Annotated in this window: 18 protein-coding genes, 1 tRNA gene and 1 pseudogene; 13 read left to right on the top strand and 7 right to left on the bottom strand. The window is 60.8% G+C overall.

Annotation, left to right across the window (positions count from 1 at the left end; all coding sequences use genetic code 11):
- Positions 1–80: 80 nt before the first annotated feature.
- Complete coding sequence (phoR, locus tag ACPYOP_RS13395; protein ID WP_481410954.1) at positions 81–1,307, bottom strand: phosphate regulon sensor histidine kinase PhoR; 1,227 nt, start codon at positions 1,305–1,307, stop codon at positions 81–83.
- A gap of 276 nt (positions 1,308–1,583) precedes the next feature.
- Between phoR and ppk2 the strand changes: the two genes are divergently transcribed.
- Positions 1,584–2,465, top strand: coding sequence for a polyphosphate kinase 2 (gene ppk2 / locus ACPYOP_RS13390; RefSeq protein ID WP_481410873.1), 882 nt, complete (start codon positions 1,584–1,586; stop codon positions 2,463–2,465).
- A 214-nt stretch (positions 2,466–2,679) separates the two neighbouring features.
- On the opposite strand, the gene ACPYOP_RS13385 is transcribed toward ppk2, so the two are convergent.
- Positions 2,680–3,906, bottom strand: a complete 1,227-nt coding sequence (locus ACPYOP_RS13385; protein WP_481410872.1) for a hypothetical protein — start codon at positions 3,904–3,906, stop codon at positions 2,680–2,682.
- Positions 3,907–4,271: 365 nt separating this feature from the next.
- Here ACPYOP_RS13385 and ACPYOP_RS13380 point away from each other — a divergent pair, with 365 nt between their 5' ends.
- The 5 genes from ACPYOP_RS13380 to ACPYOP_RS13360 all read left to right on the top strand — a co-directional run bounded on the left by ACPYOP_RS13380 (position 4,272) and on the right by ACPYOP_RS13360 (position 7,627).
- Positions 4,272–5,231, top strand: a complete 960-nt coding sequence (locus ACPYOP_RS13380) for an NAD(P)H-dependent flavin oxidoreductase (protein WP_481410871.1) — start codon at positions 4,272–4,274, stop codon at positions 5,229–5,231.
- A 138-nt stretch (positions 5,232–5,369) separates the two neighbouring features.
- A tRNA-Thr gene (locus ACPYOP_RS13375) sits at positions 5,370–5,445 on the top strand.
- A gap of 187 nt (positions 5,446–5,632) precedes the next feature.
- The gene (locus tag ACPYOP_RS13370) at positions 5,633–6,115 is read left to right on the top strand and encodes a hypothetical protein (RefSeq protein WP_481410870.1); all 483 of its coding nucleotides are present in this window, start codon (positions 5,633–5,635) and stop codon (positions 6,113–6,115) included.
- A 178-nt stretch (positions 6,116–6,293) separates the two neighbouring features.
- Positions 6,294–7,172, top strand: coding sequence for a glycosyltransferase family 2 protein (locus tag ACPYOP_RS13365; protein WP_481410869.1), 879 nt, complete (start codon positions 6,294–6,296; stop codon positions 7,170–7,172).
- Between the two features lie 155 nt (positions 7,173–7,327).
- Positions 7,328–7,627, top strand: a complete 300-nt coding sequence (locus tag ACPYOP_RS13360; protein ID WP_481410868.1) for a putative quinol monooxygenase — start codon at positions 7,328–7,330, stop codon at positions 7,625–7,627.
- 61 nt (positions 7,628–7,688) lie between these two features.
- Here ACPYOP_RS13360 and ACPYOP_RS13355 read toward each other — a convergent pair whose 3' ends face one another.
- The 3 genes from ACPYOP_RS13355 to ACPYOP_RS13345 all read right to left on the bottom strand — a co-directional run bounded on the left by ACPYOP_RS13355 (position 7,689) and on the right by ACPYOP_RS13345 (position 10,047).
- Entirely contained in the window at positions 7,689–8,081 is a 393-nt protein-coding gene (locus tag ACPYOP_RS13355) for a hypothetical protein (protein ID WP_481410867.1), read from the bottom strand.
- A gap of 311 nt (positions 8,082–8,392) precedes the next feature.
- Complete coding sequence (locus ACPYOP_RS13350; protein WP_481410866.1) at positions 8,393–8,626, bottom strand: hypothetical protein; 234 nt, start codon at positions 8,624–8,626, stop codon at positions 8,393–8,395.
- A gap of 194 nt (positions 8,627–8,820) precedes the next feature.
- Positions 8,821–10,047 (bottom strand): LysR family transcriptional regulator, encoded by a 1,227-nt coding sequence (locus tag ACPYOP_RS13345; protein WP_481410953.1) that lies wholly within the window; start codon positions 10,045–10,047, stop codon positions 8,821–8,823.
- Between the two features lie 511 nt (positions 10,048–10,558).
- Between ACPYOP_RS13345 and osmF the strand changes: the two are divergent.
- The 4 genes and pseudogenes from osmF to ACPYOP_RS13325 all read left to right on the top strand — a co-directional run.
- Positions 10,559–11,404 (top strand): annotated as a pseudogene (gene osmF / locus ACPYOP_RS13340) (glycine betaine ABC transporter substrate-binding protein OsmF); the annotation flags it as partial.
- 121 nt (positions 11,405–11,525) lie between these two features.
- Positions 11,526–12,692: an ABC transporter permease gene (locus tag ACPYOP_RS13335; RefSeq protein ID WP_481410865.1), complete on the top strand. Its 1,167-nt coding sequence runs from the start codon at positions 11,526–11,528 to the stop codon at positions 12,690–12,692.
- Positions 12,689–13,636, top strand: a complete 948-nt coding sequence (locus ACPYOP_RS13330) for an ABC transporter ATP-binding protein (protein ID WP_481410864.1) — start codon at positions 12,689–12,691, stop codon at positions 13,634–13,636. The genes ACPYOP_RS13335 and ACPYOP_RS13330 overlap by 4 nt, the downstream gene beginning before the upstream one ends.
- The gene (locus ACPYOP_RS13325; RefSeq protein WP_481410863.1) at positions 13,633–14,382 is read left to right on the top strand and encodes an ABC transporter permease; all 750 of its coding nucleotides are present in this window, start codon (positions 13,633–13,635) and stop codon (positions 14,380–14,382) included. The genes ACPYOP_RS13330 and ACPYOP_RS13325 overlap by 4 nt, the downstream gene beginning before the upstream one ends.
- 49 nt (positions 14,383–14,431) lie before the next feature.
- Here ACPYOP_RS13325 and ACPYOP_RS13320 read toward each other — a convergent pair whose 3' ends face one another.
- Positions 14,432–14,815, bottom strand: coding sequence for a YciI family protein (locus tag ACPYOP_RS13320; RefSeq protein ID WP_481410862.1), 384 nt, complete (start codon positions 14,813–14,815; stop codon positions 14,432–14,434).
- 175 nt (positions 14,816–14,990) lie between these two features.
- Between ACPYOP_RS13320 and ACPYOP_RS13315 the strand changes: the two genes are divergently transcribed.
- Positions 14,991–15,386: a VOC family protein gene (locus tag ACPYOP_RS13315; protein WP_481410861.1), complete on the top strand. Its 396-nt coding sequence runs from the start codon at positions 14,991–14,993 to the stop codon at positions 15,384–15,386.
- A 60-nt stretch (positions 15,387–15,446) separates the two neighbouring features.
- Here the strand turns inward: ACPYOP_RS13315 and ACPYOP_RS13310 are convergent, their stop codons facing one another.
- Positions 15,447–15,839 (bottom strand): PRC-barrel domain-containing protein, encoded by a 393-nt coding sequence (locus ACPYOP_RS13310; RefSeq protein WP_112343721.1) that lies wholly within the window; start codon positions 15,837–15,839, stop codon positions 15,447–15,449.
- A 349-nt stretch (positions 15,840–16,188) separates the two neighbouring features.
- On the opposite strand from ACPYOP_RS13310, the gene ACPYOP_RS13305 reads away from it, so the two are divergent.
- Positions 16,189–17,886: a long-chain-fatty-acid--CoA ligase gene (locus tag ACPYOP_RS13305; protein ID WP_481410860.1), complete on the top strand. Its 1,698-nt coding sequence runs from the start codon at positions 16,189–16,191 to the stop codon at positions 17,884–17,886.
- A gap of 172 nt (positions 17,887–18,058) precedes the next feature.
- Positions 18,059–19,684 carry a glucose-6-phosphate isomerase gene (gene pgi, locus ACPYOP_RS13300; protein WP_481410859.1) on the top strand — a complete coding sequence of 542 codons (1,626 nt, stop codon included), beginning with the start codon at positions 18,059–18,061 and terminating at the stop codon, positions 19,682–19,684.
- The last annotated feature ends 49 nt before the right edge of the window (positions 19,685–19,733 follow it).

Below are 19,733 nucleotides of genomic sequence, written 5' to 3'. Positions count from 1 at the left end.
CGAGTGAAACAATTATGACAGTTCATCTAACTGATATTGTTTGGATAAAACTGGCCCGAAATGGCGATTCACAGAGGTATTCAGAAACGGACCGTAAAGTCGGTTCCCTTCCCTACTTCGGACTTGACGATCAATCTGGCGCGGTGGCGGGTGAGAATGTGCTTGACGATGGCAAGCCCGAGACCGGTGCCCTTCTTGGAGCGGCTGTCCTCAACGCTTACGCGATAGAAGCGCTCGGTCAGACGCGGCACATGTTCCGCGGGAATCCCCGGCCCCTGGTCGGAGACGACGACCTCGACGCCCTGGCCCGCATCATTCCGGAGCGAAACATCGACCAGCTTGCCCTCCTGGCCGTATTTGCAGGCGTTCTCGATCAGGTTTTCGAAGACCTGCACCAGCTCGTCGCGATCGCCCGATACCTCGACCTTTCCGGGCGGCAGGTGCAGGTTGATCGAGATGTCGAGATCTCCGGCAAGGGGAAGCAGCGAGTCGCGCACGTGGCCGAGCAGCGGCACCAGATCCACCTTCTGATCCGGCGCGATGTGCGACTTCAGCTCCAGCCTGGACAGCGACAGCAGGTCGTCGACCAGCCTGCTCATGCGCGTCGTCTGGTCGAACATAATTCCAAGGAAGCGCTGCTGCGCCTTCGGATCCGATTTGGCAGGCCCTTGGATCGTCTCGATGAAGCCCCGCAGCGACGCGAGCGGCGTGCGCAGTTCATGGCTGGCGTTGGCGACGAAATCGGAGCGCATGCGATCGATGTGGCGCAGCTCGGATATGTCTCGGAAGGACAGCAGGAAAAGCGCTTCCGCCCGCGCATCGGTCTCCGGCACGTCGATGGGCGCGATGCGGACGACATAGACCCGCTCGGAGGGCAGGCGCTCGGAATGCTCGATCTGGTTCGGCGCGTTGGTGGCAATGGTTTCGCGAACCATGTCAAGCAGGGCCGGCGAGCGCAGCTTCGAAGAAATATGGGCGCCGATCGGAAAGGCACCGAAGGCTTTTTCGACGGCCATGTTCTGCACCAGCACCGACGCCTCCCGGTCGATGATCAGCACCGGCATGTCGAGTGCCGCCAGTCCCGCAAAGGCGGTGCGCAACAGGGTTTGCGCATCGGCGGGCGCAGGCTCGGCCTGTGACGGCACCTCTACCCGCTCAACCAGCGGCGGGCGAAGCAGCGTGACGACTATGACGATGATCCAGATCCAGAATACGGCGCCCGTATTGATACCTTCAATGAGCGCAAGTATGGCGATGAGCGTCGCCAAGATGAGGATGGCAACCTCCTGCCGCAACCGCACCGCCAACTTCCTGACAAATGACCATTCGTTTTCCAAATGCGCCCGTCCCTTCGCCTATCGTCATGGAATGCTGGATTCCGCGTCTTAGACGTGATTCATGACAGAAGTATTCGGCTCTATCCACAGAAGCCGGCAACTGACCATAATAAATGTAGCCGGCAAAAGAGGAAGTGGGCAAAGGGCTTGAAACTATTGGATAAAAGCTCCAATTTCTCCGAAGAGCTTTTTTGCTGCGGCCGAGCGGCAGGATTAACGAAGCGTAAACAAGCGAGGAGCCGATATATGGGAGAGGAAACCGAAAGCCGCGCGGTGGAACTGGATATCCATGGCACAAAGCGCATGTTCGATGTCGATGATCCCGTTCTGCCGGACTGGATCGACGACGAGGCGCTGACATCCGGTGACTATCCCTACAGGAAGAAGCTCAAGGAAGAGGATTATCTGGACGAGCTGGAGGCGCTGCAGATCGAACTCATCAAGGTGCAGTTCTGGCTGCAGGCGACCGGCAAGCGGGTGATGGCGCTCTTCGAAGGGCGCGACGCGGCGGGCAAGGGCGGATCGATCGCCGCGACCTCGGCGCATATGAACCCTCGCCTTGCGCGCGTCGTGGCACTGACCAAGCCGACGGATCGCGAGACCGGCCAATGGTATTTCCAGCGCTATGTCGCCCAGTTCCCGACGGCGGGCGAATTCGTGCTGTTCGACCGCTCATGGTATAACCGCGCCGGCGTCGAGCCGGTCATGGGCTTCTGCACGCCGAAGCAATACGAACAGTTCCTGAAGCAGGCGCCACGGATGGAAAGGCTCATCGTCCAGGACGACATCCATTTCTTCAAATTCTATCTCGATATCGGCCGGGAGATGCAGCTGAAGCGCTTCCACGACCGGCGCCATGATCCGCGCGCGGTCTGGAAACTTTCCTCGATGGATATCGCGGCCCTGCCGAAATGGAAGGATTACGGCGAAAAGCGCGATCGCATGCTGGAGGAAACGCATACCGATTATGCGCCCTGGACCGTCCTCCGCGCCAACGACAAGCGGCGGGCGCGCCTGAACCTCATCCGTCACATTCTGCTGACGCTCGACTATGACGGCAAGGACAAGAAAGCCATCGGCGAGATCGACGACAAGATCCTCGGCATGGGAGCAAGCTTTTTCAAATAGGCGAGATCTAAAGCGTGTCGCGATCTTTCAGACTCGCTTCCCACGCTTTAGGCCTTTGATTTCGCGCATGACGTTGTCGCAAAACCGCTGCACACTTTTGCGCGACATGCTCAAAAGCGGCTCAGCTTTTCAGGGAATCTCTGAACCGTTCTATCGCTTTGTTGTCTTGCAATTCCGGACGGAAAACCGCTGCGCACTTTTCCTGGAATTGCTCCTATTGCCCCGGCAGAACGCGGATGGCGTAGATATTGACGCCACGAGCCTTGCCATCGACATCGCTGTTGATGATGAGGCGGCCGGGACTGGTCGGCGCCAGCGAGCGATCGAACTGGATCTGGAAAAGCGCATCCGTCTTCTGGCGGCTGACGGTGAAGCGATGGCGTCCGCAGCGGCCGAGCGAGCCGAAATCGCATTCCACGGTGATCTGCGTCGCTGCGTCCGAGGTGGACTGCAGCGTCAGTGCGATCGTCGATGTCTTGCCTGCCATCTGCTGCAGCACATTGACGGGCACTTCGACCGTCGCGTTCCCGTCCGAACCGCTGCTGAGCGAGGTCAACCGCACGGCTGGCCCGTCATTTTCCGAGACATTCTCCGCCTTCGACTGCTGGCCGGTTGCGACCTTCTGAGCGTCCGTCGGCTTCAGCACTTCGACCCATTCGTCGGAGAAGCTGTTCTGCGGATCGATGGTCGCCAGTCCAGGATTGACGGGACCACTGTTATCATCCTCGTCGGACGTATCGTCGCCGCTATTACCACTGAAATCCTGCGAATCGACATGCGCCGGCGGGTTGCGCACGCTCGTATCCCTCTGCGCGGCGGACATGAACACGCCCGATGTCTTGATCCACCAGGCGCCGACGCCGAGGAAGGCGAGCAGGATGCAGAAGATCAGCAGGCGCGAAAAGAACTTGCGGGGCTTGCGGCGCACGGCGGCCCGCTCCGGCTTGAAGTTCATCGATCGGGCCGGGGCGGGTACATCGGCCATTGAGCGCGTGTCGCTGTCTGCACCGAGATGATCGGCGGGACCGGCGCGCATATCGCCGAAATCGCTCTCACGCGCCGCGGGCTCCACCGACATCGGCTCGGCGGCTTCACGCGCACGCGCCGAAAGCGGCGGATCGCGGGTTTCGCCACGCACGCTCATGACCGGATCCGGCCGCTGCGCGGGTTCTGGAGCAGAGGAAACTTTCGGGGCGTCGAGCTCCGGCGAAACAGGCATCTCCTGCACCGGGCGGGTGCGCTCCTCGGCCTCGATCTGCCGGATCGTCGCTTCCAGTCGCTGACGCTGGCCGGCGACGATGTCGATATCGGTAATGTCCTGCTTGCGGAGGCCGGCTTCCAGCGCCTGCCGTGCCGATTGATAGATGCGAGCCCGGATCTCCGGATTGGCGCGATCGGACCGGTCCAACGCGCTTCTGATAGCCGTTTCTAATCCGCTCACATCAGGTCCTTTACTCTTACTCGCGGCATACTCGCATACTCGACGAGCAAGACAGCCATAGTTTTAGCATTCGTTAACCGGATTCGGTAACGCCCCGTCCGGCAATACGCAAGCCTCCGGCGGGAGCTGCGGATACTCGGGCGGGGATAAGTGGCAAAGACGACGCAAATGGGGTGGAGGGAGGCAGTAGGCAGTAGGCAGTAGGCAGTAGGCAGTAGGTAAAGAGCCTCCATCGCGGACGCGGTCAATCACTATTGCCCACTGCCTATTCCCTACTGCCTATTGCCTCCCTCCATCTTCCCCTCACGATCCACATCTGCTATCCCTTTGACGTTTTCGTAAACGTCAAATAGCGGATGATGTTCATGGCTCTTCCCTCCATCCTGACCGAGCGTCTGCGCCTGCCGGTCGTGGCTTCGCCTCTTTTCATCATCTCGCATCCGGCGCTGACGCTGGCGCAATGCAAGGCTGGCGTGGTCGGCTCCTTTCCGGCGCTCAACGCGCGCCCGGAAAGCCAGCTCGACGAGTGGCTGGCGATGATCACCGAGGATCTTGCCGCATACAATGCCGCAAATCCGGAGCGGCCGGCAGCTCCATTTGCGGTCAACCAGATCGTCCATACGTCGAACAGGCGCCTGGAGCATGATCTTATGCTTTGCGTGAAGTACAAGGTGCCGATCGTCATCTCCTCGCTCGGCGCGGTGCCCGAGGTGAATGCGGCCGTACATTCCTATGGCGGCATCGTGCTGCACGACATCATCAACAACCGGCATGCGAACTCGGCGATCCGCAAGGGTGCGGATGGGCTGATCGCGGTCGCCGCAGGCGCGGGCGGTCACGCCGGCCAACTCTCGCCCTTCGCGCTCGTGCAGGAGATCCGCGAATGGTTCGACGGGCCGCTGCTGCTGGCGGGTGCGATCGCCACCGGCGGCGGCATCCTGGCGGCGCAGGCGGCCGGCGCCGATATGGCCTATATCGGTTCGCCCTTCATCGCGACGGAGGAAGCGCGCGCGGCGGATGCCTACAAGCAGGCGATCGTCGAGGGCACCGCCGCCGATATCGTCTATTCCAACTATTTCACCGGCGTTCATGGCAATTATCTGAAGCCATCGATCCGCACCGCCGGGCTGGATCCCGACAATCTGCCCGAAGCCGACCCTTCGAAAATGGATTTCGAAGCCGCCACGACCGGCGTAAAGGCCTGGAAGGATATCTGGGGCTCCGGCCAGGGCATCGGCGCCGTCAAATCCATCCAGCCAGTTTCAGCCCTCGTCGACAGATTGGAAGCAGAATACCGGCAGGCCCGCGCCCGGCTGGCGCTTTGACCGGCGCTGAAAAAAGGTTCTTTTTTCACAAGCGTCTCGCTTTTTTGCCAATTGGCGATTTGAGCGCTTGAAATCTGACGGCATAGACTGTATCAGCGCCATGCAAATCGCGGGGCCGAACCTAATGCTCCGCAGAATGCCGCTTTAGCTCAGTCGGTAGAGCACATCATTCGTAATGATGGGGTCACGTGTTCGAGTCACGTAAGCGGCACCATTTGTTTCCAATCACTTAGTATCGAATGATCTGCGCTGCCGTTCCTTGGCACTTCTTTGCTCTATTCGTGGCGGCAATATCGCAATCCGAAGCGCCCTATTCAGGGATCGGGTGTCATCCAGAACAAAATGGATTGCGCTCGACCTTTCGAAAGTGTGAGCTGAAGATGGCTGAACCGGAGACCTCAATGAAGCTCATGAACGCAATCGCTGCCACCGCCTATCTGGCAGCCGCTGGAACGGCGATGGCCGCTCCCGCAGAGAAACCAGCGCATCTGCTCTGCAAGGGTGACGGCGACGCCAATGTATACGTTCACCTGAATTCCAAAAAGCAGTTCGGCCATATCCTCAGTTGCGTCAGCGGCCCATTTATCTCCGACATGACGCCTTGCGCGCCCAATGGCGGATACGGCCTGTCAGCGTCCACCGGATCGGCGGCTCTCGTCGGCGTCGTCATGCGCTCGCAGGAATATCAACGCCACCTTGGCGGTGTCACCGCATTCAGCCGGCAAGGAGACGACGTAACCTTCATCGGCGGTTTCATGGGGTCGAACGGCTTGCAAACGTCCTGGACTTTGAAGCTTGATCCCGACGGTAATGCGGTCGTTCAGGACAGGGAAGGCTCAACACCCTATAAATGCAAGCCTTACACACCCAGCGATTTCAAGTGAGCCATTTTTAAATCAGCGCCTGCGGCTGCAATCAGTCCCGCAAGACTTGGGCAAGTTGCCGCCCTTCCGGTGAATGAAGCGCCTTTATGGCGATGCGTTGAATGCACGCGATTAATACAACCAAAGATTCAGATTTCGATGGTTCTGTGCACCTCGGATAAGGCTCGGAGGATGCACCATGAAGATTGCCGTTGGCGTGGCGACATGCGGTCGCAAAGCTATACTCGCCGCAATGATCGACAGGCTCGCGACACAGGAGCGCAAGCCAGATCACCTCTTCCTGTGCCCGACCAAACATGACGATATCGACATGGCGCGCTTGAGCTCCGCACCGTTTCCGGTGACGATCCTCTCGTCGCCGCAGGGAAGCTGCCCGCAGCGCAATGCCATCATCGATGCGGCTGTCGGCGTCGATGTGGTCGTCTTCTTCGATGACGATTTCTTCCCGGCGACGAACTATCTCGCCGAGACGGAAGCCCTGTTCGAGGCGGATGAAGAGATCGTGGTGGCAACAGGCGAAGTCGTCCGTGACGGTATCCTCGGGCTGGGCATGACGGCGCAGGAAGCGGATGCGGCGCTCGCAGCCGATGCCACTCCCTTTCCGGCGCCGACGATCGAGGCCACGCACAACGCCTATGGCTGCAACATGATCTTCCGCCGGAAGCAGATGCTCGCAAACGGCATCTATTTCGACGAAGATCTGCCGCTCTACGGCTGGCAGGAAGATGTCGATCTGTGCCGGCGGCTGCGTCCTTTCGGCAAGATCGTCAAGTTCAATCGCCTGCGTGGCGTCCATCTCGGCGTCAAGGCCGGGCGCACGTCCGGGCTACGCCTGGGATACTCCCAGGTGGCTAATCCGCTTTACCTCGTCAAGAAGCGCTCCGTCTCGCTGAAATGGGCGCTGAAGCTGATGGGCGGCAATGTTGCCTCAAACCTCGCCGGCTCCGTCAACCCACCACCCCATATCGACCGGCGTGGCCGTCTGCAGGGCAACCTCATCGCCTTCGGTCATCTGCTGAGCGGATCGCTCGATCCGAAGCACATCAACCGGATGTGAAGCCAGCCAGCCGGGCAGGATCCGCCGCGCGACCAACAAAACTGAAGTTCGGCGTTTGGAACGCCCCGTTCCGTGATAGAGATTGAAACCGGCCGCGCAATCGGCGGCGTCCGTTATTCTTCATCCCTATCGCCTATCGTTTCAAGGACATCATCATGATCCATGTTCTCGCCATCCTCACCGCCAAGCCCGGCAAGCGTGCCGAGGTGCTCGACGTCTTCCAGGCGAATGTTCCGGCTGTTCATGCCGAAGACGGCTGCATCGAATATACCGCCGTCGTCGATGTCGAGGGAGCAGATCCGGCCTTCGGGCCTGATACGTTCGTCGTGGTCGAGAAATGGGCAAGCATGGAGGCGCTGAAGGCCCATGCGGCGTCCGCGCATATGGCCGCTTATGGCGAGAAGGTGAAGCATCTGATGGCCGACCGCGCCGTTCATGTGCTGAACCCGGCTTGAGCGGATCCAGTTTGGTCAGGAAGCGGCGCCGAAAGGCGCCGTTTTGCTGTCGGCCGGCTCGTCAGTTGTGCGAGAAATGCGGCTCGCTGTAATACCGCCAATGTCTGCCGCCGCCATGCCAGCCGTGATAGCCGCCATGGTAATATCCACGGTCGCCGTCCCAGCCGTGATGATGATGGTGGTGAAAGCCGCCGAAGCCGCCAAACAGACCGAACGAGTAAAGTGGCTGATAGCCGCCATAGTAGGGCTCATCGTAGCCATAATAGGGCCGGTAGTAAGAGCGATACGGTCGATAATACGGGCGATAGTAGTCGCGATGATAATAGTAGGGCCTATAGACCATCACGCGGTAGTGATGGTGGTGCCAATGATGGTAGTGACGACGCGCTTCGGCATGGGTTGCAGGCAGCGCGAGCATACCTAGCGCTATGAGCGCTGTTGCCAGAATTTTCATTTCCAGCCTCCTTGAACGCCGGACGCAAACGCGACTCGGATCATTCGCGTCGTCCGGACCAGATAATAAACGCAATTGAGCCTTCGATGGTTCCACTTAGGGTGGGCGGCAGGCAATTTCGCAGTGCCTTTCATCGCTCATGAGCTGGCGAAGCCTCAGCTCGTCGGCCGCAGGGGCGCAGGCGGCGGCGAAGTCGCAAGCTTAGCGGAAGGACCGTTGCGACGTCAGCGGTCCAGCATGGGAGGTAGGTCAATCGCGAGGGCTGTCAAAAACGGCGCTCAAAGCGCCGTTTTCGCATCTATCCGCGATCGTCAGTTATGTGAGAAATGCGGCCGGCTGTGCCAGCGATGATGACGTGACTGATGCCGCCAGCCATAATGGTGATGCCAACCATGATGAGAGCGATAATAATGACGGCGGTGGTGATGATGCTTCACGACAGGCCGATGATGATGCCAGCGGTGATGATGATCACGCGCCTCGGCGTAAGTAGCGGGTAAAGCGAGAATACCTAATGCGATAAGCGCCGTTGCAAGAATTTTCATCTATGGTCTCCTTGGGTGCCGAACGAGCCCCCGGCTGCGTACGCCCGGACTAACCTAACCTACCTGAATGCGAAAATGGCGCAATAGTTCCGCTGGAACTGTTCAGCTTTTCGCGGAATCTCTGAACCGCTCCATCTCTTTGTTTCCTAGCAATTCCAGGCGGAAAACCGCTCAGCACTTTTCCTGGAATTGCTTTAGCTTCGGAAGGGCAGGCGCTTTCGCGGCGTCGCCATATCGCCGACCAATTCGCGAACCGCCTGCTCGATCAGCCGGCAGGCTTCGACGGAGGCTTTGCGGCCATTATGGGCGAGATGATAGGACAATGGCAGGAGTTCATCCGGATCGACGATCCGCACCTTGTCGGCAATCGGCAAGGCACTGACGCGGCCGAGGAACGAGACGTAGCCGTGATTGGCAACGAGGTCGACGATGACGGGCAGCGAGTCGGCCGAGGTGATATCGCGGCCACGAAACCGGCGGCGGTCGTGGCTGTCATAGCCGAAGGCGGTCGCGGCATTGCCGATGCCGGTGCGGGGGCTCGGTACGCAGAGGGGATGGTTTTCTACGAGCGCGGCAAAGGTCTCTTCCGTGCTGTCGGGCGGGGCGATCGCCACCATGTCGGTCGCGACCAGTTCCATATGCTCGAAGGCGTCGAGGCCGAAGACAGAATCGACAATGGCGACGTCGATGCGGCCGGATCGGAGCGCTTCGCGCAGATCGTCGGCCGTCATCAGCATCAGCGACAGCATGTTGCTGTTACCGCCGATGTTCCAGCGCGACACCAGGCTTGCGAGCGAGCGTGCCACCCAGCTTTCCGAGCCGGTGGGAATGATCGAGCCGATGCGGACCGCGCGGGCGGTCCGCTGAAAGCGCTCGTCCGCCGCCGCTTTCATCTCGTCCCATGCCTGCACGATGGCTGCTAGGATGGCGTGAACCTCATGGCCCGCTTCCGTCAGCACCGAGCCTTGCGCCTGCCGCTCGAACAGGCGGCAGCCGAACAGCTCCTCCAGATTGGCGATCTGCAGCGAAAGCTGCGGCTGGCCCAGCCGCAGGCGGCGGGCGGCGCGGTTGATGCTGCCCTGATCGGCCACCTCGAGGAAGCGTTCGATGGTGGCGATCTTCAGCGGCAAACGCGCAGCCCATTGGTCATAGTCCCCTGGCGCCGGCGGCTCCTTCATCAGGACCGAAAGCTGGCGGATGCTGGCGAGAATAGGCTGCAACCCCTTCTGAACCTTCGAGCTCGCCAATAAGGTCGCAAGCTCGCCGGAAGCGCGCTCGACCAGCTTCAATGCCAATTCGGTTTCGAGCCGGCGCAGCGCACCGGAGACGGTCGAGGCCGAGAAAGAGAGCCGGCGCGCCGTCTCCCTCACCGAGCCGACGGAGAACACCATGTCGGCTACGAACAATGCGCCGAGATACAAATCCCATTCCCTTTCATCCACAGCGCCTGGCCTGCTTCGACCACGGCAATGTCAACAATATCCGGACGATATGATGTGTTCTCGAAAAAAGATATCCCTAAGCCGAAAAGCGACCGCTATCGTTTCCTCGTCGCCTCACTGATCCAGCCGCGAAAATGAGATCGGAACAGCGCCAAACGGGTAAGGGGAACAAAAACAAACGCACTTGCCCCCGAAAAAAGAAATCCAATTTCGCGCGAATGTCGAGTACGCTCGTCATAATCGCGCGACTGCAACGGGAATCCGGAGCGACATCGACTTTTCCGCGATGAGCGCTACGTGCCTGAAGCAGCCACGAATTCGCCTGTGGGCCGCCGGCCCGCTCGAAGCCTGCCTGTCCGGACTGGGGCCTTGCCAGGCGACGCGGACAAGCAGAGCAAAGATTTAACGGGGTACAAAGGGAAACATCATGTTCAAGAAGCTTGCACTTGCCGCCACGCTGACGGCCCTCCTTTCCAGCGGCGCCAGCGCCGCCGATGTCGTCGTCTCCTCGAAGATCGACACCGAAGGAACGCTGCTCGGCAACATCATCCTCGCAGCACTCAACGCCAACGGCATTAAGGCGCAGGATCGCATCGCGCTCGGCACGACGCCCGTCGTGCGCAAGGCGATCACCGCTGGCGAGATCGACATCTATGCCGAATATACCGGCAATGCCGGCTTCTTCTTCAACAAGGCCGACGATGCCGCCTGGAAGAACCTGCAGCAGGGCTACGATCTGGCCAAGAAGCTGGATTACGACGCCAACAAGATCGTCTGGCTGACACCGTCGCCTGCCAACAACACCTGGGCGATCGCCGTGCGCAATGATGTCGCCGGCCCGGCCAAGCTGAAGACCATGTCCGATTTCGGCAAGTGGGTGGCCGGCGAAGGCGCGGTCAAGATCGCCGCCTCTTCCGAGTTCGTCAATTCTCCAGCGGCCCTGCCGGCCTTCGAGACCACCTACAGCTTCAAGCTGAAGCCGGATCAGGAAGTCGTGCTCTCGGGCGGCGATACGGCGGCGACGATCAAGGCTGCGGCCGACCAGACCAACGGCGTCAACACGGCGATGGTCTACGGCACCGACGGCGCCATCGAAGCCGCCGAACTGACTGTCCTTGAGGACGACAAGAGCGTGCAGCCGGTCTATGCGCCGACGCCGATCATCCGTGAGGCCGTGCTGAAGGCCAATCCGAAGATTGAAGAGGTTCTGGCGCCGATCTTCAAGGGCCTGACCGCCGACGTGCTGCGCAAGCTGAACGGCCGCATCCAGGTCGATGGCGAGCCGGCCAAGGCCGTTGCCGAATCCTACCTCAAGGACAATGGTTTCTTGAAGTAAGGCTTTGCCGCTGCTCCTGCGGCTCCATTTTGATAAGGTGGAGCCGCGGACATTCGAATGGGCATGGTCTTGTCCGAACCCGCCTTGAATTCTCGGCCCATGCGCTGACGGAGCTTGCCTGATGGAAGATGCGCTAGCGGTCCGCCGAGTGGACCGTCTCGGAGTGGTGCTGGTGGCGGGCGGCGCGCTGGCGACGGCCTGGATGCCGTTCATCATCGTCAAGGCGAACCGCATCGCCGCCGGCAAGCCACAACTGCTGACGCAGCTCATTGCCCAGCCGTCCGCTATGACCTTGCTCGCCCTTCTGGCCGCGGCGGCACTTGCGGCGCTTTTCCTGCACAATCAGCTCATTCGCCTCGGCATCGCCACGCTTGCGATCGCCGCACTGATCGTCACGCTCGGCCTCGTCTCGACCGCCGCGACGCCGGCGGGCAGCACCGTGGCGCGCATCACGCCCGGCGGTTCCTTCTGGGTGCTGCTGGCCGTTGTGGGGTTGATGATCTCGGATGCTCTGGTGAAACTGCAGCTGACGCCATGGCTGAGGGTCGCAGCACTGGCGCTTTATGCCGCCTTGCTCGCGGTCGTGCTTCGCTCCGACCTGCTCAACAATCTCTCGATCATGAAGGAATACGCCAACAATGCCGACAAGTTCTGGCACGAGGCGCTCGGCCATGTATTCCTCTCCCTCGGCTCCGTCGCCATCGCCATCGTGCTTGCGCTGCCCCTCGGCATCTTCTGCTACTGGCAGCCGCGTATCCGCGCCGTGGTGCTGCGGGCGCTGAGCCTTGTGCAGACCATTCCGAGCCTGGCGCTGTTCGGCATCCTGATGCTGCCGCTCGGCTATATCGCCGCCCATGTGCCCCTCGCGGCCGCGATCGGCGTGAAGGGTATCGGCGTCGCGCCGGCGCTGGTGGCGCTCGTCATCTATTCGCTGCTGCCGATCGTCGCCAATACCGTTGTCGGCCTTGCCGGCGTCGATCCTTCCGTGCGCGATTCCGCCGCCGGCATGGGCTTGACGCGCCGGCAAATCCTGACCGGCATCGACCTGCCGCTCGCCTTTCCGGTTATCCTGACAGGCATTCGCATCGTGCTGGTACAAGCGATCGGCCTCGTCACCGTGGCGGCGCTCATCGGCGGCGGCGGCTTCGGCCTCTTCATCTTCCAGGGCATCGGCCAGACGGCCAATGACCTCGTGCTGCTCGGCGCCGTGCCGACGGTCTTTCTCGCCTTCTCATCGGCCGTCATCCTCGATGCGGTCATCGACAGCATCCGGGGACAACGCGCATGACCAACATGATCGAGCTCAAGGGCGTCACCAAGCGTTATGGCAGCGCGACCGTGGTCGATAATGTCAGCATGAGCATGGAAAAGGGCACGATCACCGTCATCGTCGGCACCTCCGGCTCCGGCAAGTCGACGCTGATGCGTATGATCAACCGGCTGGTGCCGATATCGGAGGGTCACATCTCTGTTGCCGGCGAAGACATCATGAACGTGCCGGCGACCGAGCTTCGCCGCCGCATCGGCTACGCCATCCAGGGGCATGGGCTTTTTCCGCACCGCACGGTCGCGCAGAATATCGCCACCGTCCCCGAGCTGCTTGGCTGGGAGAAAGCGCGCATCGACGGCCGCGTCGAAGAACTCCTCAATCTCTTCCATCTCGACCCCGGCGCCTTTGCCGGGAAATATCCGAGCCAGCTTTCCGGCGGCCAGCAGCAGCGCGTCGGCGTGGCGCGCGCCCTTGCGGCCGAACCGGAACTGCTGCTGATGGACGAGCCCTTCGGCGCGCTCGACCCCGTCATTCGCGGCAAGGCGCAGGACGATCTGCTCGCCATCCAGAAGCAGTTCGGCACGACCGTCATTCTCGTGACCCATGATATGGACGAGGCCTTCCATCTCGGCGACAAGATCGCCGTCATGAGCGAAGGCAAGCTGCTGCAATGCTCGGAACCCGAGAAGATCCTGACCGAGCCGGCCGATCCTTTCGTGCAGCAGCTGACAGGCACATCCGATCGCGCGTTGAAGCTGATGTCGCTCCTGCCGCTGAAGGAGAGCATGCAGCCGCCACGGCCCGGCCTTGATCACAGCCTGCCGCAGAGCCTCAACCTCCGCGACGCGCTGGCCGAATTGATCTGGCAGGGCGCGGACGAGGCGACGGTCGAGGACGAGCGCAAGGTGCCTGTCGGTTCGATCTCGATCCAGCATCTGATCGAGCTGGGCCGTAAAGCATGAAATTTCTCGCCGCCAATCTCTTCCGCCTCCTCGCGCTGGCGCTGCTGCTGGTGCTGCTGTTTCGCCCGGAGTGGCTGACGCCTGTTCTTGCGCCGCTGACCAAGTTCGGGGCGTCGCCGATCTATACGCAGAACAGCCTGCCGAGCCTGGCGCTCAGCCATCTCGAACTGATCATGATCTCGATTGCCGCAAGCGGGATCCTGGCCGTGCTCGGCGGCATCTTCGTCACGCGGCCGATCGGCGCCGATTTCCTGCCGCTGACGCGGGCGATCGCCAATGCCGGTCAGACCTTCCCGCCGGTTGCCGTGCTGGCGCTTGCCATCTCGACCACCGGCTTCGGCGCGGTGCCGACTTTGATCGCGCTTTTTCTCTACGCGCTGCTGCCGATCTTCGAAAATACGGTTGCCGGCCTGCAGCAGGTGCCGGCCTCGGTGATCGATGCCGCCGACGGCATGGGCATGAGCGGCCGGCAGCGCCTGTTCCGCGTCGAGCTGCCGCTCGCTCTGCCGCTGATCATCGAGGGATTGAAGATCGCGACCGTCATCAATATCGGCACGGCGACGATCGGCTCCACTGTCGCCGCCAAGGGGCTCGGCGAAGTCATTATCGCCGGGCTGATCAACGACAACACCGCCTTCATCCTGCAGGGTGGCCTTATCGTCGGCCTGATGGCGGTGTTGATCTATGACGGCATGGAAATGATCGAGCGGACCGTCACCAGCAAGATCGGATTGCAACCCCATTGAGATCGAAGGCCGCCGTCAGCCCTTGCAGCCGGCGCCGCAAAGGTCTTCGTCAGTCGCCTTCGCCGGAAGGCAAAGACGCGCCGGGCAGGTAAAGCGCGACCGGCCTGATTTCATAGACGGCCGTCGGATTGGCGCGGCGCAGTTCGCGCGCGGCTTCCACCGCCGCGTCGAGCGTCGGAAAATCGACGACGTAGAAGCCGAGCAATTGTTCCTTGGTTTCGGCAAACGGGCCGTCGATGACCAGTCCCGCGCCCGGCCCGCGCAAGGTGACGGCATTCTGGGTCGACCCCAGACGCGCGGCCGGTCCCAGCGACTTTTGCGCGACCATGCGATCGTTGATATCAAGCAGCTCGGTCATCAGCGCAGCATCCTCCTCCTTGGTCCAGGATTCGACGATGCCTTCTTCATGATAGGCCAGAATGGCGTAGTACATGGATTCCCCCTCAATCGTATGCCTCAGCGCGCGGGAGTTAAGCAGAGCGATCGCCATCCGGAAACCCCGGTTCTCCACCAGAGCGCAGCAATGGCACGTTTCCGCGGGCTTGCCTTCCCGGGTTGCCGATGGCATTGGCTCTGAGTGACATGCCCAAAGATCCAAGGAGGCGCCGATGGCCAAGATGATTCATTCGATGATCCGCGTGCTCGACGAAGCGCGCTCGATCGAATTCTACGACAAGGCTTTCGGGCTGAAGATCGCCGACCGCGTCGCCTTCGAGACCTTCACGCTGATCTATCTCAGCAATGACGAGACAGGTTTCGAGCTGGAATTGACAATCAACCCGGGTCGCACCGCGCCCTATCCGCTGGGGGAGGCCTACGGCCATCTTGCGGTCTCGGTCGCCGAGCTGAAAGACGAACATGCGCGCATGATGGCGCTGGGGCTGAACCCTGGCAAGATCGTCGAACTCAATCGGGATGGGAAGCTCTTTGCGCTCGTGTTCTTCGTCACCGACCCTGACGGTTACAAGATCGAAGTCGTGCAAAGGCATGGGCGGTTTCAATAGAAACACATCTCTCGGCACCCCGCGTCGGCGGGGACTGCCGAACCGGCTTTATCAGCGCGCTCACATCCAATAGGGCGGCACGCCAAAATAATCGTGGCTTTTGTGGCCATGATTCTTATGGTCGTGATCGTCCTTGGCGGCGAAACGGCATGCCTTTTCGATGTCGTTCTTGGTCATGCTGACGCGATAGCCGTCGATGCGGGCATCGTAGCGCAGCTTCTCCCACGGCAGCCGATAGTGCTCCTGGCCGATGCCGAAGAAGCCGCCGAAGCTCAAAATGACGAAAGCGATGCGTCCATCACTTTTCTCGAGCATCAGGCGTTCAATATGACCAATCTGCTTGCCATCCGAACCGAATACCCTGGATCCCTCGACGCGGTCGCAGGCAACCAGCATCGACATGTCCTTGATGTAAAGGTCACGGCCCGAGATTTCGGCACTCTCTTTATGCATATGCGCACCTCCTTTTGGATACGCGTCACATAAAATCGTGGAGCGTCCGACCTGCTCTTTGGGGCAGCACGATGCTCCGATGGGTTACACCCACGGGCCCATTAACGCTCCGTTGTCATAAAAGTTCCAGTACTTTTTTCAAAACTGTAAAAAAACGTGAGCGCAGAACGTTTATTGACGTTTACGTCAAGGTTATTATAGCTTCCTTGATGCTCCAATGATTTAGTTGAGAGCAAAGGCTGCGACGATGTGAAAAGCGGGAGACTTTTCGATCGCGCAGTGACACTTTACATAACCGCCGCCCTGGGACGGCGGGGCGTGGTGATGATGCGTAAAGGAGGAAGTGCGCATGAATTCAGTCTCCGCTCCTTCGGATAGACCGCAGGTCAAGAAAATATGGCTCGCGTCTTATCCGGACATCGTACCGGCGGAATTGCCGCCGCTGGAGCATGCGTCACTCGTCGATCTGCTGGAGGAAAGCTGCGCGCGCTATGCCGACCGCCTTGCCTTTACTAGCATGGGCAAATCCATCACCTATCGCCAACTCAACACGCAGACGCGCAAGATTGCCGCATGGCTGCAGAGCCTCGGCCTTCAGAAGGGCGACCGCGTCGCCGTCATGATGCCGAATGTGCTGCAGAACCCGGTCACGGTTTACGGCATCCTTCGCGCCGGCCTCGTCGTCGTCAACGTCAATCCGCTCTATACGCCGCGCGAACTCGAACACCAGCTGCGCGACTGCGGCGCCAAGGCGATCTTCGTTCTGGAGAATTTCGCCCATACGGTGGAGCAGGTGCTGGCGCATACGGATGTGCGCCATGTCGTCGTCACAGCACTTGGCGACATGCTCGGCATCAAGGGCCATATCGTCAACCTCATCGTCCGCAAGGTGAAGAAGCTCGTGCCGGCATGGTCCATCCCCGGCCACCGCAGTTTCAAGGGTGTTCTTGACGAAGGCGCGCGCCTGCCGCTGAAGCCTTCCGCGCTCACCGGCAGCGATATCGCCTTCCTGCAATATACCGGCGGTACGACCGGCGTTGCCAAGGGCGCGATCCTCACCCACTCCAATCTGCTCGCCAACCAGCTGCAATTGCTGCTCTGGCTGCAATCCGCCTACATCAACAAGCCCCGCCCCGAGCAGCTGACCTTCGTCTGCGCGCTGCCGCTCTATCACATCTTCGCGTTAACGGTGAATTCGCTGATGGGCATGTCGCTCGGCGGCCATAACGTTATGATCGCCAACCCGCGCGACATACCGGCCTTCATCAAGGAACTGGGCAAATACAAGTTCGATATGTTCCCGGGCCTCAACACGCTGTTCAACGCACTGATGAACAATCCCGAGTTCACTAAGCTCGATCTCTCGAATACGGCAACGCTTGCCGGCGGCATGGCCGTGCAGCGGCCGGTGGCCGAGCGCTGGCAGAAGATGACCGGGGCCTGGATCACCGAAGGCTACGGCCTTTCCGAGACATCGCCGGTCGCAAGCGCCAACCGCTTCGACAGCCCGGAATTCAGCGGCACCATCGGCCTGCCGATAACAGGCACGGATTTCGACATTCGCGATGAGAACGGCAACTCGCTGCCGCTCGGCGAAGTCGGCGAGATCTGCATCCGCGGGCCGCAGGTGATGGCCGGCTATTGGAAGCAGCCAGCCGAAACCGCGCGCGTGATGACATTGGACGGCTTCTTCCGCAGCGGCGACATGGGCTTCATGGACGAGCGCGGCTTCACCAAGATCGTCGACCGTAAGAAGGACATGATCCTGGTGTCGGGCTTCAACGTCTATCCGAACGAGATCGAGGAAGTGGCCGTCATGCATCCCGGCGTTCTGGAAGCAGCCGCGATCGGCGTGGCCGATCAGCATTCCGGCGAAGCGGTGAAGCTCTTCATCGTCAAGAAGGACCCGGCCCTGACGGAGGCCGACGTCAAGGCCCATTGCGCAGCCAACCTAACCAATTACAAGCGCCCGCGCTTCATCGAATTCCGCACGGAACTGCCGAAATCCAACGTCGGCAAGATCCTGCGCAAAGAGTTGCGCGGCTGACATAATTCCGTGCCATTCAGGAAGCCGCTCGCCCTTTTTCGCAAGCGGCTTTTTTCGTTTTGGATGATACGTGAACTTGATTTACGCCCTACATAGGGAATAGTTTCCGCGACCAACTCAGAGTGCCCTGCCCTCTCCGGACGGCAAGCGGCGCGAACCGCAAGGAGTCCCCATGAACGCCCTCGTCGATCAACTGAAGAGCGCCGCAACGGCAACAAAGGCCACCGATATCCGCGCCGCCTTTGCCGCCGATTCCAACCGCTTTTCCCGCTTCAGCGCATCGGTCGACGACCTGCTGATGGATTATTCCAAGACGGCGGTGAACGACGAAATCCTCACCCTGCTCGAGAAGCTCGCTGCCGAGGGTGGCATCGCTGCCAAGCGCGAGGAAATGTTCTCGGGCGTCGCCATCAACTTCACCGAAAACCGCGCCGTCCTGCACACCGCGCTGCGCAACCGCTCCAATACGCCGGTGCTGGTCGACGGCAAGGATGTCATGCCCGACGTCAACGGCGTTTTGGCCGCCATGGGCAAGTTTGCCGACGGCGTCCGCTCCGGCGCGCTGAAGGGCTCGACCGGCAAGGCGATCACCGACGTCATCAATATCGGCATCGGCGGTTCCGATCTCGGCCCGGTCATGGCGACGCTGGCGCTGGCTCCCTTCCACGACGGTCCGCGCTCGCACTTCGTCTCCAACATCGACGGCGCCCATATCGCCGATATCCTGAAGCTCGTTTCGCCTGAAACGACGCTCTTCATCGTCGCGTCGAAGACCTTCACGACGATCGAAACGATGACCAATGCCCAGACGGCGCGCAAGTTCATCGCCGATGCGCTCGGCGAAGCCGCCGTGCAGCATCACTTCGCCGCCGTTTCGACGGCGCTCGACAAGGTCGCCGCCTTCGGCATCGACAGCGAGCGTGTCTTCGGCTTCTGGGATTGGGTCGGCGGCCGCTACTCGATCTGGTCGGCCATCGGCCTGCCGCTGATGATCGCCGTCGGCCCGGAAAACTTCGGCAAGTTCCTCGATGGCGCGCATGCGATGGACAACCATTTCCGCCAGGCTCCCTTCAAGGAAAACCTGCCGATGCTGCTCGGCCTCATCGGCTTTTATCATCGCAACGTGCTTGGCTATCCGACCCGCGCGATCCTGCCCTACGATCAGCGCCTGTCGCGCTTCCCGGCCTATCTGCAGCAGCTCGACATGGAATCGAACGGCAAGGGCGTCACCATCGACGGCACGCCGGTCGAAGGCAATTCCGGCCCGGTCGTCTGGGGCGAACCCGGCACCAACGGCCAGCACGCCTTCTACCAGCTCATCCACCAGGGCACGAGCGTCATCCCCGCCGAGTTCATGATCGCCGCCAACGGCTTCGAACCGAACCTGCGCCACCAGCACCAGCTCTTGATGGCCAATTGCCTGGCGCAGTCGGAAGCACTGATGAAGGGCCGCACCTTCGAGGAGGCCAAGGCCCAACTCACCTCCAAGGGCATGGACGACAAAAAGGCCGATTTCATCGCGCCGCACCGCGTCTTCACCGGCAACCGCCCGTCGATCACCTTCGTCTACGACAAGCTGACGCCCTATGCGCTCGGCCGCTTGATCGCGCTTTACGAGCACCGCGTCTTCGTCGAAGGCGTGCTCTTCCGCATTAACTCCTTCGACCAGTGGGGCGTCGAGCTCGGCAAGGAACTGGCAACGGGCCTGCTGCCTGTCATCGAAGGCAAGGAAAGTGCTGCCGGCCACGATTCCTCGACGCAAGGGCTGGTGGCTGCGCTGGCAAGCCGCGCGAAGTAAGCATTATTCACCTCCCCCTCGAGGGGGAGGTCGCCGCAAAGCGGCGGGT

The sequence above is a fragment of the Rhizobium sp. KNZ2-6A genome, assembly GCF_056755475.1.
This window is presented reverse-complemented; position numbering and strand designations above follow the sequence as displayed.